15 protein-coding genes and 1 tRNA gene are annotated in these 15,260 nt (G+C 61.7%); 3 read left to right on the top strand and 13 right to left on the bottom strand.

Going from position 1 to position 15,260, the window contains the following annotated elements:
- Positions 1-46 precede the first annotated feature (46 nt).
- The 10 genes from L63ED372_RS07820 to L63ED372_RS07775 all read right to left on the bottom strand — a co-directional run bounded on the left by L63ED372_RS07820 (position 47) and on the right by L63ED372_RS07775 (position 7,396).
- On the bottom strand, positions 47-550 hold the full coding sequence (locus tag L63ED372_RS07820; protein ID WP_156343574.1) for a hypothetical protein: 504 nt from the start codon (positions 548-550) through the stop codon (positions 47-49).
- 306 nt (positions 551-856) lie between these two features.
- The gene (gene tolA / locus L63ED372_RS07815; protein ID WP_062405054.1) at positions 857-1,783 is read right to left on the bottom strand and encodes a cell envelope integrity protein TolA; all 927 of its coding nucleotides are present in this window, start codon (positions 1,781-1,783) and stop codon (positions 857-859) included.
- 64 nt (positions 1,784-1,847) lie between these two features.
- Positions 1,848-2,267 carry an ExbD/TolR family protein gene (locus L63ED372_RS07810; RefSeq protein ID WP_062405052.1) on the bottom strand — a complete coding sequence of 140 codons (420 nt, stop codon included), beginning with the start codon at positions 2,265-2,267 and terminating at the stop codon, positions 1,848-1,850.
- Between the two features lie 11 nt (positions 2,268-2,278).
- Positions 2,279-2,983, bottom strand: coding sequence for a protein TolQ (gene tolQ, locus L63ED372_RS07805; protein WP_062405050.1), 705 nt, complete (start codon positions 2,981-2,983; stop codon positions 2,279-2,281).
- On the bottom strand, positions 2,980-3,408 hold the full coding sequence (gene ybgC / locus L63ED372_RS07800) for a tol-pal system-associated acyl-CoA thioesterase (protein ID WP_062405048.1): 429 nt from the start codon (positions 3,406-3,408) through the stop codon (positions 2,980-2,982). The genes tolQ and ybgC overlap by 4 nt, the downstream gene beginning before the upstream one ends.
- Positions 3,405-4,592, bottom strand: coding sequence for a pyridoxal phosphate-dependent aminotransferase (locus L63ED372_RS07795; RefSeq protein ID WP_062405046.1), 1,188 nt, complete (start codon positions 4,590-4,592; stop codon positions 3,405-3,407). The genes ybgC and L63ED372_RS07795 overlap by 4 nt, the downstream gene beginning before the upstream one ends.
- 11 nt (positions 4,593-4,603) lie before the next feature.
- Positions 4,604-5,125: a transcription antitermination factor NusB gene (gene nusB, locus L63ED372_RS07790; RefSeq protein ID WP_062405044.1), complete on the bottom strand. Its 522-nt coding sequence runs from the start codon at positions 5,123-5,125 to the stop codon at positions 4,604-4,606.
- Positions 5,122-5,631, bottom strand: a complete 510-nt coding sequence (gene ribH / locus L63ED372_RS07785) for a 6,7-dimethyl-8-ribityllumazine synthase (protein ID WP_062405042.1) — start codon at positions 5,629-5,631, stop codon at positions 5,122-5,124. Before ribH ends, nusB begins: the two co-directional genes overlap by 4 nt.
- 2 nt (positions 5,632-5,633) lie before the next feature.
- Positions 5,634-6,761: a bifunctional 3,4-dihydroxy-2-butanone-4-phosphate synthase/GTP cyclohydrolase II gene (gene ribBA / locus L63ED372_RS07780; protein ID WP_062405040.1), complete on the bottom strand. Its 1,128-nt coding sequence runs from the start codon at positions 6,759-6,761 to the stop codon at positions 5,634-5,636.
- A complete protein-coding gene (locus tag L63ED372_RS07775) occupies positions 6,758-7,396 on the bottom strand; it encodes a riboflavin synthase (protein WP_062405038.1) in 639 nt (212 codons plus the stop codon). The genes ribBA and L63ED372_RS07775 overlap by 4 nt, the downstream gene beginning before the upstream one ends.
- Positions 7,397-7,555: 159 nt before the next feature.
- Here L63ED372_RS07775 and phaR point away from each other — a divergent pair, with 159 nt between their 5' ends.
- Both phaR and rimO read left to right on the top strand, forming a co-directional pair.
- Entirely contained in the window at positions 7,556-8,161 is a 606-nt protein-coding gene (phaR, locus tag L63ED372_RS07770) for a polyhydroxyalkanoate synthesis repressor PhaR (RefSeq protein ID WP_062405036.1), read from the top strand.
- A gap of 57 nt (positions 8,162-8,218) precedes the next feature.
- Positions 8,219-9,628, top strand: a complete 1,410-nt coding sequence (gene rimO, locus L63ED372_RS07765) for a 30S ribosomal protein S12 methylthiotransferase RimO (RefSeq protein ID WP_062405034.1) — start codon at positions 8,219-8,221, stop codon at positions 9,626-9,628.
- A 156-nt stretch (positions 9,629-9,784) separates the two neighbouring features.
- On the opposite strand, the gene L63ED372_RS07760 is transcribed toward rimO, so the two are convergent.
- Positions 9,785-9,869 (bottom strand) — tRNA-Leu (locus L63ED372_RS07760).
- A gap of 18 nt (positions 9,870-9,887) precedes the next feature.
- Between L63ED372_RS07760 and rnr the strand changes: the two genes are divergently transcribed.
- Positions 9,888-12,164 (top strand): ribonuclease R, encoded by a 2,277-nt coding sequence (rnr, locus tag L63ED372_RS07755; protein WP_062405031.1) that lies wholly within the window; start codon positions 9,888-9,890, stop codon positions 12,162-12,164.
- Between the two features lie 22 nt (positions 12,165-12,186).
- On the opposite strand, the gene L63ED372_RS07750 is transcribed toward rnr, so the two are convergent.
- Both L63ED372_RS07750 and L63ED372_RS07745 read right to left on the bottom strand, forming a co-directional pair.
- Entirely contained in the window at positions 12,187-13,698 is a 1,512-nt protein-coding gene (locus L63ED372_RS07750) for a bifunctional ADP-dependent NAD(P)H-hydrate dehydratase/NAD(P)H-hydrate epimerase (RefSeq protein WP_062405029.1), read from the bottom strand.
- A gap of 4 nt (positions 13,699-13,702) precedes the next feature.
- Positions 13,703-15,058 (bottom strand): amidase, encoded by a 1,356-nt coding sequence (locus L63ED372_RS07745; RefSeq protein ID WP_062405028.1) that lies wholly within the window; start codon positions 15,056-15,058, stop codon positions 13,703-13,705.
- Between the last annotated feature and the right edge of the window lie 202 nt (positions 15,059-15,260).

Genomic DNA, 15,260 nt, shown 5'->3' with positions numbered 1-15,260 from the left:
GGGATGGGGATCAGGGCCAGGTTGTGACCCGCGTGGGCTTTGGCACTCAGCGCGGCGCCGAAGGTCTGCCAGTAGCAGCCGCGGTGGCGGCTGCGCCCTGAACGACCGTCGTGTTGGGAGAATCGTTGACGGTGCTGCTGGCCGCGGTATTGGAGTTGCTGTTGGTGTTGCTCAGGTTGTTCGTGGTTGGGTTCACGTTGGTGTTGCCCGACATCGTGCCGTAGTTCGCGCTGCCTGCGATCACGCCATTGTTGACCATGGGCTGAACCACGGGGGCTCTGGCCACGGGGTCGGTCATCGTGACGCTGCCGCTTTGGCCTTCTTTGCCAACCGATTCGTAAAGACGCCCCATCAACTCAGGGTTGCCCGCAATGCTGGCTTCAATCGCACCTTCCAGGATGGATGAGATGTCATGGGTCAAAGCGGTGCCCAGCCAATTGGGGCTGTTGGCTTGCATCGAAGACAGTTGCACTTGGGTACAACTGGGCGTGTTTTGTTTCAGCCACTTTTCGGCCAATTCGGCACGCTGTTGTGGGTTGTGGGTTTTCAAGGCCAGGGATTTGAAATGGGCAACAAAACAACCTTTGGCAGGACTGCCTTGGGCCCATGTGGGGCTTGAAAACAGAACGAGCCCGGTGGTGGCCAAGCATATACCCGCAATTTTCAGCATGTTGTTAGTCCTGGAACGCTGTGGATCAGCCCTGTTGTCGGGCCTGAAAAGGAAATGACACCTTGTTGGTATCGGCAGATCGCGCCCAAGCTTGACACCCCTCCACGGCGGGTGTCTTGGGAGGGGTTCACCCGGAAATGCCTGGAGGCAATCTTTTTGGGCGAAGGCGCACGCGTGATCTGGCGGTCAATCGGAGGGTCGGAAACCCAAGACGATCAAAGGTGGCACCCGGCCATCGGTGTCTTTGGGCAGGATTTCGGTTTTGTCGATGGCCCGCAGCACGGCATCGTCCCAGGCCTTGTTGCCGCTGGACTGTACGATTCGGCGGCTGGTGATGGTGCCATCGGGGGCCACACGCACTTCCACCTCGGCACGCGGGTTGCCCACAACATCACCTGGGTAGGTGATGTTGGGTTTGATGCGGCCCACCAAGCGGCCGGCATAACTGGCCGATGGGCCCGAGGATTTGAGGGCGGTGCCTGTGGCGTTGGGTCCGCCCGATGCACCCGCCATGCCTTGCATGCGTTGAAGATTTTCTTGGCGCAGAGCCTCCGCCCGAGCTTCATCGGCCTTGTCTTGTTTGGCTTTTTGGGCTTGCTCCTGCTGGCGTTTTTTCTCGTCGGCCTTGGCTTTTTCGGCGGCTTTCTTCTTGTCTTGCTCTTTTTTGTCTTGTTCCGCTTTCTCTTTGAGGGCTTTTTCTTTGGCGGCCTTTTCCTTTTCAGCCTTGTCCTTGGCGGCTTTTTCTTCGGCCTCTTTTTTCTTCTTTTCCTGGGCTTTGCGCTGGCGCTCGGCGGCTTCTTTCTTTTTCAGCTCTTCCTGTTTTTTCTTTTCGAGCGCAATTTGGGCGTCGCGAAGGCTGTTGTCAGGCGCTGGTTCCGGAGCGGGTTTAGAGGGCTTGGCTGGGGGCTCGCGGCGGGGCTCGGGTTCCGGTTCCGGTTCGGGAGGCGGGGGAGGGGGCTCTTGCAGGCGAGGCGCAGCCGCTTGAGGCACGGCCGACCACAATTCGGCTTCGGCTTGCAGGGTTTGAGGTTGCGTTTTCCATGCGGTGGCCAGGCCTAGCGCCAGAAACAACACCAGGTGCGCAGCACCGGCGACCGCCCAGGCGCGACCCATGCCCGGCGGGGGGGCGGGGCGAACTCCAGGTGCGGGGCAGGCAATGCGCTCACGTCAAGGTCTTTCAGGGGGCCAGTTGCACCGACAGGCCCACACGGGAGATACCCGCACGCTGCAGGCTGTCCATGACCTGGACCACGGTTTCGTATTTGACGGTGCGGTCTGCGCTGATGACCACGGCCGTGTTCTCGCTGTCGCCCACCAGGCGTTTGACGCTGGGCGCTACGCTGGCCAATGTGGCGCTGTCGGTCTTGCCATTGCTCACCAGTTCCAAACGTTCGTCTTTCTGAATCACCACCTGTACCACTTGATCGGGTTGTTTGGCAGCTTTGCCCACACTGGGCAGGTCTACCATGCTGGGGGTGATCATGGGGGCCGTGACCATGAAGATGATGAGCAGCACCAGCATCACGTCGATGAAGGGCACCATGTTGATTTCGGCGATGGTGCGGCGTCCACGGCCGCGGGATGAAACAGCAGGCATGGCGCTCTCCTTCAATGGCCAGAGGCCGAGCCGCTGGTACCAGCCGAGCCCAGGCTGCGTTGCAGGATGTTGGAGAACTCTTCGATGAAGGTTTCGAGCTTGATGGCGATGCGGTCCACGTCGTGTGAGAAGCGGTTGTAGCCGAGCACGGCAGGGATGGCGGCAAACAAGCCAATGGCCGTGGCCACCAGCGCTTCGGCAATGCCCGGTGCCACGACCGCCAAGGTCACTTGCTGCAAGCTGGCCAGGCCGGTGAAGGCGTGCATGATGCCCCAAACCGTGCCAAACAGGCCCACATAGGGCGAGATGGAGCCCACCGATGCCAGGAAGGCCAGCTGGGATTCGGCGACATCCATTTCGCGCTGGAAGCTGGCCCGCATGGCGCGGCGTGCGCCGTCGAGCAAGGTGCCGGGGTCACTGATGCGGCGTTCACGCAGTTTTTGGTATTCGCGCATACCACTGGCGAAAATGCGTTCCATCGGGCCGGACAACTTGGCGTTTTGGCTGGCCGCGTTGAACAGCTCGTTCAGGCTGGTGCCTGACCAAAAGACACGCTCAAACTCTTCGTTGAGGCTTTTGATGCGCTTGATGGCCATGATCTTGCGCACGATGGCGGCCCAACTGGACACCGAGATGCCCAGCAAAGTCAGCACCACCAGTTGTACGACAAAGCTGGCTTCCAGCAGCAGCGAGACGATGGACATGTCTTGGTTCATTTGAGGGCTTCCAGAACAGGGGCCGGGATGCGGCCAGGTTTCAAGGTGTGGCTGTCGACCCAGCCCAGGCGTATGGTGCCTTCGGCCAAAAGTCGGTCGGTTTGGCCCTCGGCGCGCAAATAGGCGCGCTGGGCAATGGTCAGGCTGGCTTTGCCGCCGTGTTGCAGTTCGGCCGTCACGATCAGCGTGTCGTCCAGCCGGGCGGGCGAGTGGTATTTGACGGCTGTCTCGGACACGACAAACATGCCGCCCGACTCGTCACGCAACACCTGTTGCCCAAAGCCCAAAGCACGCAACCATTCGGTGCGTGCACGCTCAAAAAATTTGAGGTAGTTGGCATAAAACACGATGCCGCCCGCGTCGGTGTCTTCCCAATAGATGCGGATCGGGTGTTCAAAAATGCTGGGCTTGTTGCTGCTGTTCATGGCTGCAACCAGGCTTTGAGGCGGGCGATGGCGGTTTGCAACTCAGCCATCGAGTTGGCGGTGGAAAAACGCACAAAGCGGGCGGTTTGGTCGGTGCCAAAGTCGCGCCCCGGCGTGATGGCCACATGGGCGTTTTCCAGCGCGGCAAAGGCGAAGTCCCAGCTGTCTTTGAGGCCCAGCTTTTGGCAAGCCGCCGTGCAGTCAGCCCAGGCGTAAAACGCGCCATCGGGGGCTACGGGGACGGTCAGGCCCAAGTCGTTCAGGGCGGGGATGAAGTAGTCGCGCCGCGCTTTGAACTCGGCACGGCGGCGTTCGTATTCGGCCAGGCTCTCGGGCTCAAAGCAGGCCAGGGCCGCATGCTGGGCCACGCTGCTCGCGCAAATGAAGAGGTTTTGCGCCAGGCGCTCCAGCACGGGCGTGAGCTGCTCGGGCACCACCAGCCAGCCCAAGCGCCAGCCGGTCATGTTGAAGTATTTGCTGAAGCTGTTGATGCTGATGACGTCGTCGCCCAAGGTCAGGGCGCTTTGACCGAACTGGTCGTCGTGGCTCAGGCCCAGGTAAATCTCGTCGATCAGGGTGATGCCGCCGTGGCTGCGCACCACATCGATGATGCGGGCCAGCTCTGTCGGGTCAATCGAGGTGCCGGTGGGGTTAGAGGGCGAGGCCAGCAAAACGCCACGGGTTTGGGGCCCCCAAGCAGAGGCCACTTTGGCGGCGCTGAGTTGAAAGCGCTCTTCGGCTGTGGTGGGCAACAAGACCGCGGTGCCTTCTGCTGCGCTCACAAAGTGGCGGTTGCAGGGGTAGCTGGGGTCGGGCATGAGGATTTCATCGCCCCGGTCAATCAGCGCCAGGCAGGCCAATTGCAAAGCGGCCGACGCACCCGCGGTGACCACGATGCGGCTGGCGGGCACCTGCAAGCCAAAGCGCTGCGTGTACCAGCCGCTGATGGCCTGTCGCAGGGCGTCCAGGCCCAAAGCGGGGGTGTATTGGGTTTGTCCAGATGCGACAACTGCTTGAGCTGCAGCTTGCACGCGGGGCGGGGCGGTGAAGTCGGGCTCGCCAATGTTCAGGAACACCACGGGCCGGTCGGTGTGCGCAACTTCGCGGGCTTTTTGCGAGGCGGCTTTGGCCACCTCCATCACATAAAACGGTTCAATGCGTTCGGCACGCTCGGAGATGCGCATGGTTGTCTGGCTTATTTGGCGCGACCGGATTGGCGGTCGGCTTGCACTTCAGCGCTGCGCAGTTCGGGCGCCAAGCCGTTCAGCACGGCGTTCACGTATTTGTGGCCGTCTGTGCCGCCAAAGTCTTTGGCCAGCTCGATGCACTCGTTGAGCACGACGCGCCAAGGCACATCGAGGCAGTGCTGCATTTCATACACGCCAATCCACATGATGGCCCGCTCAACGGGTGAGATTTCGGCAAAGCTGCGGTCCAACTTGGGGGCGATCAGGGCGTCCAGCGCTTGGGCTTGCTCGACGCAGCCGTAAAGCAGGGCGTCGTAGTGGGCCGAGTCGGCTTTGTGAAAGCCTGAGAGGTCGCGGGTAAAGACGTCGATGTCAGCCGCTTCGTTGCGGCCCACCAGGTGCTGATAAAGCGCCTGCAAAGCAAACTCACGCGAGCGGCTGCGGGCGGGTTTGGCCGAGGATTTGCGGGTGCCAGCGGCAGGCTTTTGGCCTGCGTCTGTGGTGACCGGTGTGGATGTGGCTTCGGTCATCGGGTGGTCTCTTCGTCGTCAAAATCATCGGCCAGCTCGGCCATGTCGGCCGACAGGTCGTCCATGATGCAGGCCATCTCGACCGCCACGCGGGCTGCGTCGCGGCCTTTGTCGGTTTGGCGGGCGATGGCTTGTTCCAGGTTTTCGGTGGTCAAGATCGCGTTGGCGATGGGCAGGTTGTAGTCCAGCGCCACGCGGCTTACACCTGCGCCGGATTCGTTGGCCACCAGCTCAAAGTGGTAAGTTTCGCCGCGGATGATGCAGCCCAGCGCAATCAATGCGTCGTATTCGGCCCGCTCGGCCATGGCCTGCAGGGCCACAGGCACTTCCAAAGCGCCGGGCACCATGACGTGGTCGATGCTGGTCACACCCAAGGCTTCGAGTTCTTCGATGCAGGCTTTGGCCAGGGCGTTGGTGATGTCTTCGTTGAAGCGGGCTTGCACGATGCCGATGTGCAGAAATTGGCCGTCGAGTTCTTCGGCCTGGCCTTGGTTGGCGCCTTGCATGTTTATTCCTTGGGGATGTAAGCGGTGATTTCGAGGCCGTAGCCGGTCATGCTGGGCATGCGGCGCGGCTGGCCCATGAGGCGCATTTTGTGCACGCCGCATTCGCGCAAAATTTGTGCGCCCACGCCGTAGGTGCGCAGGTCCATCTTGCCGCGCTCGGGCGCCTGGGCCGAGCGGGCGCGGCCTTCAAACTGGGCCAGCAACTGGTCGGCCGATTCGCCGCAGTTGAGCAGCACGGCCACGCCACAGCCTTGGGCGTTGATGTAGCTCAGGCTCGCGTCCAGGCTCCAGGAGTGCATGGCGCGGTTGACTTCCAGCGCGTCGAGTACCGACAGCGGCTCGTGCACGCGCACCGCAACCTCTGAGTCGGCCGACCATTGGCCTTTGACCAGGGCCAGGTGCACGGTTTGGCTGGGCTGGTCGCGAAAAGCGTGGGCGGTGAATTCGCCGTGGGCGGTTTGCAGGCTGCGGCTGCCAATGCGCTCGACGAGCGATTCGTTGCGGCTGCGGTATTCGATCAGGTCGGCAATGGTGCCGATTTTCAGGCCGTGCTCTGCTGCAAACAGTTGCAAGTCGGGCAGGCGGGCCATGGTGCCGTCGTCTTTCATGATCTCGCAGATCACCGACGAAGGGCTGCAACCGGCCATGGCGGCCAGGTCGCAACCGGCTTCGGTGTGGCCCGCGCGCATGAGCACGCCGCCGTCGACCGCTTGCAGCGGGAAGATGTGGCCGGGTTGCACCAAATCGGTGGGCTGGCTGGCTTTGGCGACGGCCACTTGTACCGTGCGGGCGCGGTCAGCGGCAGAAATGCCGGTGGTCACGCCTTCGGCGGCTTCAATCGACACGGTAAACGCCGTGCTGTAGACGGTGCCGTTGCGGGCGGCCATGGGCGGCAGCTTCAAGAATTCGCAGCGTTCACGGGTGAGTGTCAGGCAAATCAGGCCCCGGCCAAATCGGGCCATGAAATTGATGGCTTCGGGCGTGACATGGTCAGACGCCAACACCAAGTCGCCTTCGTTTTCGCGGTCTTCTTCGTCGACCAGGATCACGATGCGACCGGCTTTCATCTCGGCGACGATGTCTTCGACGGGCGAAATCGCCACGGGTGTCAGTTGCGCAGGGGCGTTCATGCAGAGTCTTTCTGGATCAGGCCTGCGCTGAGCATGCGCTCAACATAACGGGCCACGGTGTCGATTTCGAGGTTGACCCGGCTGCCTGCTTTCAGGCTGCCCAGGGCGGTGTTGTCCACGGTGTGGGGAATCAGGTTGATGCTGATCTCGCAGCCATCGGCCAGATCGGTCACGCGGTTGACGGTGAGGCTCACGCCATTGACGGTGATCGAGCCTTTGTAGGCCAGGTATTTGGCCAGCGCGTGTGGGGCCAGGACGCGCAATTCCCAGCTTTCACCGATTTGTTTGAAATGGCTGATTTGCCCCACGCCATCCACATGGCCGGACACGATGTGGCCGCCCAGGCGGTCGTGGGCACGCAGTGCTTTTTCGAGGTTGACGGTGCCTTGCTGGTCCAAACCACTGGTTTTGTCCAGCGATTCGGCCGAGATGTCGATGGTGAATTGGCGGCTCTCGGGGTTGAAGGTGGTGACGGTCATGCAAGCGCCATTCAGGGCGATGCTGTCGCCCAGACCCACATCGTCAAGGTACCCGGCGGGGGCCTCGATGGTGAGGCGCTTGCCGTGGTGTAAAGAGCGACCCAGGTCGTGGATGGCGACGATTCGCCCCACGCCGGTGATGATTCCGGTGAACATAGATTTGTATTTTCGCAGGTAAAGAGGGTGGATCGGGGCGATGGGCAACAAAAAAGAACACGGGCTTGTCAGCCCAGTCGTCTTGGCGGGCTCAGGGTAAACCAAGGCATCCATCGCAAGGGTGTGTGCCTAGAATGCTGCATTGCAGCAGATTTTTCAATGGCAGTGCCCCATCAGGAGTTTTCAGTGCCGGTCAAGCCCCAAGCCGAGTCGACCAAACCAGCCGCGAGCGGCAGCGCTGCTGAGCACCAGTCTGTGCGCACCATCAAGAAATACCCCAATCGGCGCTTGTACGACACACAAAGCTCCACCTATGTGACGCTCGCCGAGATCAAAAAACTGGTCATGGCCGCATCGCCCATGGTGGTGGTGGACGCCAAAACCGGCGAAGACCTGACACGGTCCATCCTGCTGCAGATCATTTTGGAAGAGGAATCGGCCGGTGTGCCCATGTTCAGCGAGGCGGTGCTGTCCAACATCATCCGTTTTTATGGCCATGCCATGCAGGGGCACATGGGTTCTTATTTGGAGAGCCATGTGCAGTCCTTCATGGATTGGCAAAGCAAGCTCAGCGAATCCAGTCCGGCGCTCAGCCCGGAAGTGTGGGCCCAGTTCATGCAGTGGCAAACGCCCATGATGCACAACATGTTTTCGGGCCTGGCCAACCCCTCGCAAAACGTGATGACGCAGATGCAGGAGCAGATGCAAAAGCAGATCCAAAAGAACACCGAACAACTCTTGGGTGTCATGGGTTTGAGGACTTGATGGGCGCTGGATGCCCTTTTGTCACAAGCCAGTCGTTTTTGCAGGGACAATGGAGGGATGAGTGAAATGACCGCTACCGCCTCCTTGCCCACCAGCCAGCCCGCTCCCAAAGTGGGTTTTGTCAGCTTGGGTTGCCCCAAAGCGTTGACCGATTCCGAGCTGATCCTGACCCAGCTGAGCGCCGAGGGCTATCAGACCTCCAAGACCTTTGAGGGCGCCGACCTGGTGATCGTCAACACCTGTGGATTCATTGATGAAGCCATCCAGGAGAGTCTGGACACAATTGCCGAGGCCTTGAACGAGAACGGCAAAGTGATCGTGACCGGTTGCCTGGGTGCCAAGACAGGCGAGGGCGGCGGCAATATGGTGCGGGAAATGCACCCCAGCGTGCTGGCCGTGACCGGACCCCACGCCACACAAGAGGTCATGGACGCGGTGCACACGCACCTGCCCAAGCCGCACGACCCCTTTCTGGATTTGGTGCCCGGTGGTTTTGGCGAAGCGGGCCTCAAGCTCACGCCGCGCCACTATGCGTATTTGAAAATCAGCGAAGGCTGCAACCACCGCTGCACGTTTTGCATCATCCCGTCCATGCGTGGCGACTTGGTCTCTCGCCCGATTGGCGATGTGCTGAAAGAGGCCAAAGCCTTGTTTGAAGGCGGCGTGAAAGAGCTGCTGGTGATCAGCCAGGACACCTCGGCCTACGGTGTGGATGTGAAATACCGCACCGGTTTTTGGGACGGCAAGCCGGTCAAGACCCGCATGCTGGAGCTCGTGCAGACCCTGGGCGAGATGGCTCGCGAGCATGGTGCTTGGGTGCGTTTGCACTATGTCTACCCTTACCCCAGCGTGGACGACATCATCCCCTTGATGGCACAGGGCTTGGTCTTGCCTTATCTGGATGTGCCATTTCAGCACAGCCACCCCGATGTGCTGCGCCGCATGAAGCGCCCAGCCAGTGGTGAAAAAAACCTGGAGCGCATCCAGCGCTGGCGCGAGTTGTGTCCCGAGTTGGTGATTCGCAGCACCTTCATCGCCGGTTTCCCGGGCGAGACCGAAGAAGAGTTTGAGCACCTGCTGGGCTTTTTGCGCGAAGCGCAGATTGACCGCGCAGGGTGTTTTGCCTACAGCCCGGTCAAGGGCGCAACGGCCAACGACTTGCCCGGCATGCTGCCCGAGGCGCTGCGCGAAGAGCGCCGCACCCGATTCATGGCAGTGGCCGAAGAGGTCTCAATTGCGCGTTTGCGCCAGCGCTTGGGCGCGACCATGCAGGTGCTGGTGGACAGTGCCCCAGCCATGGGCCGCCGTGGCGGCGTTGGCCGCAGTTTTGGCGATGCCCCCGAAATCGATGGTGTGGTGCGTTTGTTGCCACCGGAAAAATTGAGCAAAACCCTCAAGGTGGGTGAATTCACCCGAGCCCGCATCGTCAGTGTCGAAGGTCACGACCTGGTGGGGGTGCCGGTTTGATGTTGCGCGGTGCGCCGCTGGCCAGCCTCCGGTTGGCCCGGTTGCGCCGCTTTTTGTTAGGTTTTGAAGCCACGCACAGTGGTTTAGGCAACAAAAAAGCCGTTGACCAAAAATCAACGGCTTGTGCTGTGTTTAACTTATCTGATTCGATAAGATTGGTGCCCAGAAGAGGACTCGAACCTCCACGATGTTACTCGCTAGTACCTGAAACTAGTGCGTCTACCAATTCCGCCATCTGGGCGCCTCAGGAATAAAAGGATTGTATATCAAAAAAGTAGCGCCACCCAGCGGCTTGCTGGAAGAAATTGAAGGCAGTGTCCAAGGACATCGGGACGGTCATGGGTTCTTGATCCGTGACAACAGCGAGTCGGACATTTACCTGTCGCCCAACGAGATGCGTGCCGTCTTGCACAAGGACCGTGTGAAGGTCCGAATCGTGCGCCAGGACCGCAAGGGCCGTCCCGAAGGCCGCATTGTCGAGATCGTTGAGCGCCCCGAGCATCCCATCATTGGGCGCTTGCTGCACGAAGGTGGCTTGTGGCTGGTGGCCCCCGAAGACAAGCGCTACGGCCAAGACGTGATGATCCCCAAAGGCGCCACGGGCACGGCCAAACCAGGCCAGGTGGTGGTGGTCGAGTTGACCGAACCGCCCGCCTTGTTCGGACAACCCGTCGGTCGCGTGAAAGAGGTGCTGGGCGAGATCGACGATCCGGGCATGGAGATCGAGATTGCCGTGCGCAAGTACAGCGTGCCGCACGAGTTCTCTGCGGGTTGTTTGGAGCAGGCCAAAGGTTTGCCGGACAAGGTGCTGGCCAAGGATCGTAAAGACCGGGTGGACCTGCGCGATGTGCCCTTGGTCACGATTGATGGCGAAGACGCCCGCGACTTTGACGATGCGGTGTATTGCGAACCGGCCAAAGTGGGCCGGGGCAAGGGCTGGCGCTTGCTGGTGGCGATTGCTGACGTGAGCCACTATGTGCAAACCGGCAGCGCCATTGACATCGATGCCTACGACCGGGCCACCAGCGTGTATTTCCCGCGCCGCGTGATCCCGATGCTGCCGGAAAAATTGTCCAACGGCCTGTGCTCGCTCAACCCTGACGTGGACCGTTTGTGCATGGTCTGCGACATGCTGGTCAACGCCAAGGGCGACGTGCACGCCTACCAGTTTTACCCGGCGGTGATGCACAGCCATGCACGCTTCACCTACACCGAAGTCGCGGCCATTTTGGCCAACACCCGTGGACCGGAAGCGGCCAAACGCAAAGAGCGTGTGACCGACCTGATGAACCTGCAGGACGTGTACCGTGCCTTGCTGGCCTCGCGTGCAGTGCGTGGTGCGGTGGACTTTGAAACCACCGAAACACAAATCGTGTGTGACGAAAGCGGCCGCATTGAGAAGATCGTGCCGCGTGTGCGCAATGAAGCCCACCGATTGATTGAAGAAGCCATGCTGGCGGCCAACGTCTGCAGCGCCGACTTCATCCAGCAGGGCAAGCATCCGGGTTTGTTCCGAGTGCACGAAGGCCCAACGGCCGAGAAAAAAGACATCCTGCGCAATTACCTCAAGGCCTTGGGTTTGGGCATGAGCATCAGCGACGAGCCGCACACCAGCGAGTTCCAGAAAATTGCGCTCGCCACCAAGGACCGCCCGGACGCACAGCAGATCCACACCATGTTGCTGCGCTCGATGCAGCAGGCCATTTACACGCCAGTGAACAGCGGCCACTTTGGTCTGGCCTACGAGGCCTATACCCACTTCACCAGCCCCATTCGGCGTTATCCCGACTTGCTGGTCCACCGGGTGATCAAAGCCATCTTGCTGGAGCGCAAATACACACTGCCCAGCTTGCCTGTGCCGGGTGAAGCGCATGCCAAGCTCAGCAAACGGCTGGAGAAAAGCCGTGCGGCCAAGGGTGACGCACCCGAGTCGTCTGCACCACGTGTGCGCATGTCGGCTGCCGACCAACGCGCCTGGGAGGCTGCGGGCCTGCACTGCAGCGCCAACGAGCGCCGCGCCGACGAAGCCAGCCGGGATGTGGAAGCCTGGCTCAAGTGCAAGTACATGCGCGAGCATTTGGGTGAGGAATACAGCGGCGTGGTCTCTGCGGCCACCAGCTTCGGCATCTTTGTGACCCTGGACACTTTGTATGTCGAGGGGCTGGTGCACATCACCGAGCTGGGCGGCGAGTATTTCCGCTTTGACGAGTTGCGCCAGGAGTTGCGCGGCGAGCGCACGGGCATCCGTTATGCCATTGGCAGCCGGGTGCAGGTGCAGGTCAGTCGGGTGGACCTGGATGGGCGCAAGATCGATTTCCGGCTGGTGACGGCGGGTGACGATTTGGTGCCGAGGGCCATGCGCGACAAAGGCTTGTCGGCACCGACTGAAGGCGTGCGCAACAAAAAGCGGGGTGCCCAGGACCGTCGCTTGGCCGATGCCGAGCGCAACCGCTCGCCCATCCAGGCGCTCAAGGCCTCGGTGAAAAAAGCGGCCGCCAAGAAAAAAGGTGCCAGGACCACGAAGCCTCGGCGCTGAGGCGGTTCAGGTTGGTCGCTTGTCAGGCCAGCCGCTTCGCCAGTCGGCTGGCGGTAAGGGCCTGGCCAGGCGGCCAGCCATCGGCCACTTGGCCGTGTTGGGCCACGGCTTGGCAGGCTGCATCGAAGGCGGCTTCTGGGGTGTTTGGGCCTTGTGCCATGCGTGCGCCCACCAGCCCAGCCAGCACATCACCCGTGCCACCAATGGCCAGTCGGCCGTTGCCTGTGATGTTGATGCGCGGCGTCTGATCGGGCGCGGCGATCACGGTGCCTGAGCCCTTGAGGACCACGCAACATTGGAAGCGCTCGGCCAGTTCTTGAGCCGCTTTGAGGCGGTCGTTTTGCACCTGGGCCGTATTGCAGCCCAGCAGTCTGGCCGCTTCAAGTGGGTGGGGCGTGATGACGGTGGCTTGTGTTGCCGAGTGCGCAGCCCGCTGGCGCAGCGCGTTTTGCATTGAGCTGTCTTGCGCCACGGCATTGAGGCCATCGGCGTCCAGCACCAGGCCGCTGCTGCGCTGCAGCACTTCGGGCAAGAGTGCATTCACAGCGGTGCCGCCACCACAACCGCAGACCACATGCAGTTGTTCAAGCGCCAGCCGCTTGAATTCGCGTTGCATCACATCGGGCGGGGCGTAGTCGTTGGCCTGGCCGGACAGCAGACTCAAAATGACCCGGCCCGCACCCGCATTCAAGGCGGCTGTGGCCGCCAAAATGGCCGCGCCGCTCATGCCCATGCCGTTTGTGGCCATGCCTTCGCCACCGATCACCGCCACATCGCCGTGGCTGCCTTTGTGAATGGCGTGGGGTTTAGGTGCCGATGTGTAGGGTGCATTGAGCCAGGCCAGTGCTGGGACGGTGTGCTGGCTGGGGCGATAGCCCAAGTCTTCGAGCCAGATTTGGCCACTGGCGTCGCGCCCATGCCCCATGAGCAGACCCGCTTGCACCGCGATGAGGCTGAGTGTGTGGTCGGCATGCACGGCCATGGCGTCCCCGCTGTCGCCGCCCAGCCACTGGCCCGATTGCGGATTCAGCCCGGTGGGTACGTCGATGGCCAACACAGGCGCCTGGCCGTTTTGCATGGCCTGCACGCAGGCCCGCAAATCGGCGCTCAAGGGCCGCGTGGCACCGATGCCCAGCAGGGCGTCAATGCACAGGTCCTGCGCGTCCAGCTGCGCAAGCCACTCGGTGGGCACGTCCGGTTGGATGCGCACGCCCGCTTCTTGTGCCCGTTGCAAGGCCGCTCGGGCATCGGCCGGGCCGGGTCCGGTTGAGTTCACGAGGCTGACCACCACTTCTTTGCCCCATTGGTGCAGGAGCAAAGCGGCCTCTAGGCCGTCGCCGCCGTTGTTGCCCGGACCAGCAGCCACCCAAACGCGCCGGGCATGCGGCGCCACGGCGAGCGCCAGTCGGGCGCAGGCCAGACCCGCGCTTTGCATCAAAGGCGTTGCGCTGAGGGTCTGCAGCGCAGGTTCGAGCTGCCGCACTTGGCTTGGCCCGAGAGCAGGCCAGGCGTGTGAGCGGCTCAGGGTGTGCATGGCTTCAGTGCTGTTGCAGCAAGGGTTCGAGCAGCAAGGCCAGCTGCAAAATGGTGTCATCGTGCATGGCCGCGTGCCAGGCCATCAAGCCCACAGGCAGCTCGCCGGGTGCGTGGCAGGGCAGGGAGATGCCGCAGCCGTCGAGTGTGTTCACGGCGCTGGTGTTGCGCAGAAGCAAGCCGTTGACCCTGAAAAACTCTTGATCACGCTCCTCGCCTGGGGCCACGGTGCTGATGTTTGGGCCGGTGATGGGTGTGGTGGGCGAGAGCACAGCGTCGTAACCCGTCAGCGCTTTTTCGACGCGGTGAATCCATTGCTGACGGGCTTGCACCAAATCCATGTATTCATGGGCTTTCATGCCGGACCCGCGCATCAGTCGCTGCAGGACGCGGGGGTCGTAGCGTGCACTGTCTCGGGCCAGCAACTCACGGTGCCAGGCGAAGCCCTCGGCTGGGCTGAAGCCACCTGTGGCCATCATGGGGGCCAGCTCGTTCAGTTCGCTCAGGGCGATCTCGTCGATGTGCGCCCCGGCGGCCCGCAAGGTGTTGAGGCTGCTCTCAAAAGCCCGCGTCACCGTGGCATCCATGTTGTCCTGCATCAGGCTTTTGACCACGGCCAGGCGGTAGTCGGAAAGTGGCCGGTGACCTTGGGGGACGCGCCTGGCGGACAGCACTTCATGGGCCAAAACCGCGTCCCGAACGGTGCGAGTCATGGCACACACGGTGTCGAGCGTGGTGGACAGGGGCAGGGCGCCTTGTGTGGGCACCAAGCGGGCGGTGTTTTTGAAGCCCACGATGCCGTTCAGGGCGGCGGGCACCCGGATGGAGCCGCCCGTGTCCGAGCCCAGACCGATGAAGGCGGCACCGGTGGCCACCGACACGGCCGCTCCCGAGCTGGATCCGCCGGGCGCATAGGCATGGCCGGGGGCGCCAACCACTTGGTCGTAGAGCCCGTCCCAAGCGGCGGGTGTGCCGTAATGGGGGTTGGTGCCTACGCCAGAGAATGCAAATTCGACCATGTTGGTGCGCCCGATCAGGCCTGCGCCTGTGGCCCGCAAACGCGCCACCGCCAGGCAGTCCGCCCGAGCAGGGGGCTGATTTTGCAGAACCACCGAGCCCGCTTGGGTGATCTGACCTTGGACGTCAAACAGGTCTTTGATCGACACGGCGAGGCCCGCGAGTGGGGTTTGGCCTATTTGGGGTTGGCCAGCTGTGCGCTGCAATGCCTCGGGTGTGAGTTGCATAAAGACGTGCTGGCATGCCTGGCTCTGCGCCACAGCCAAACTAGCTTGGGCGGCGGCTTGGGCTGTCGTGGACCCAGCTCGGATGGCTTGCCGGGTGGCGATCAGGTCAGCTTTCATGGGTTGGGGCACTTTCGGGTGGGTCAGGATGCTATAATCCTAAGGCTTTGCAGAGCGAGGGTGCTGTCTTTTGAGTGTCATGATCAACATCACATCAAATAGTCCACAAGCCCAGCGAAGTTCATCCGCGAATCCGTCCCGTCAAGGTGTTGCGCACTCTGTCTAACAGTTTGTGTGCAATCAGTGGACTGGTTTTAGACCC

Source organism: Limnohabitans sp. 63ED37-2 (genome assembly GCF_001412535.1).
In the GTDB taxonomy this organism is placed as follows: Bacteria; Pseudomonadota; Gammaproteobacteria; order Burkholderiales; family Burkholderiaceae_C; genus Limnohabitans_A.
The sequence above is the reverse complement of the archived record's forward strand: the minus strand, read 5'-3'. Positions and strand labels throughout refer to the sequence as shown.

Excerpts from the sequence above, each read along its gene's own strand:
- tolA (WP_062405054.1), bottom strand. The coding sequence starts at position 1,783 with ATGGGTCGCGCCTGGGCGGTCGCCGGTGCTGCGCACCTGGTGTTGTTT.
- L63ED372_RS07810 (WP_062405052.1), bottom strand. The coding sequence starts at position 2,267 with ATGCCTGCTGTTTCATCCCGCGGCCGTGGACGCCGCACCATCGCCGAA.
- tolQ (WP_062405050.1), bottom strand. The coding sequence starts at position 2,983 with ATGAACCAAGACATGTCCATCGTCTCGCTGCTGCTGGAAGCCAGCTTT.
- ybgC (WP_062405048.1), bottom strand. The coding sequence starts at position 3,408 with ATGAACAGCAGCAACAAGCCCAGCATTTTTGAACACCCGATCCGCATC.
- L63ED372_RS07795 (WP_062405046.1), bottom strand. The coding sequence starts at position 4,592 with ATGCGCATCTCCGAGCGTGCCGAACGCATTGAACCGTTTTATGTGATG.
- nusB (WP_062405044.1), bottom strand. The coding sequence starts at position 5,125 with ATGACCGAAGCCACATCCACACCGGTCACCACAGACGCAGGCCAAAAG.
- ribH (WP_062405042.1), bottom strand. The coding sequence starts at position 5,631 with ATGCAAGGCGCCAACCAAGGCCAGGCCGAAGAACTCGACGGCCAATTT.
- ribBA (WP_062405040.1), bottom strand. The coding sequence starts at position 6,761 with ATGAACGCCCCTGCGCAACTGACACCCGTGGCGATTTCGCCCGTCGAA.
- L63ED372_RS07775 (WP_062405038.1), bottom strand. The coding sequence starts at position 7,396 with ATGTTCACCGGAATCATCACCGGCGTGGGGCGAATCGTCGCCATCCAC.
- phaR (WP_062405036.1), top strand. The coding sequence starts at position 7,556 with ATGGCAGTGCCCCATCAGGAGTTTTCAGTGCCGGTCAAGCCCCAAGCC.
- rimO (WP_062405034.1), top strand. The coding sequence starts at position 8,219 with ATGAGTGAAATGACCGCTACCGCCTCCTTGCCCACCAGCCAGCCCGCT.
- L63ED372_RS07750 (WP_062405029.1), bottom strand. The coding sequence starts at position 13,698 with ATGCACACCCTGAGCCGCTCACACGCCTGGCCTGCTCTCGGGCCAAGC.
- L63ED372_RS07745 (WP_062405028.1), bottom strand. The coding sequence starts at position 15,058 with ATGAAAGCTGACCTGATCGCCACCCGGCAAGCCATCCGAGCTGGGTCC.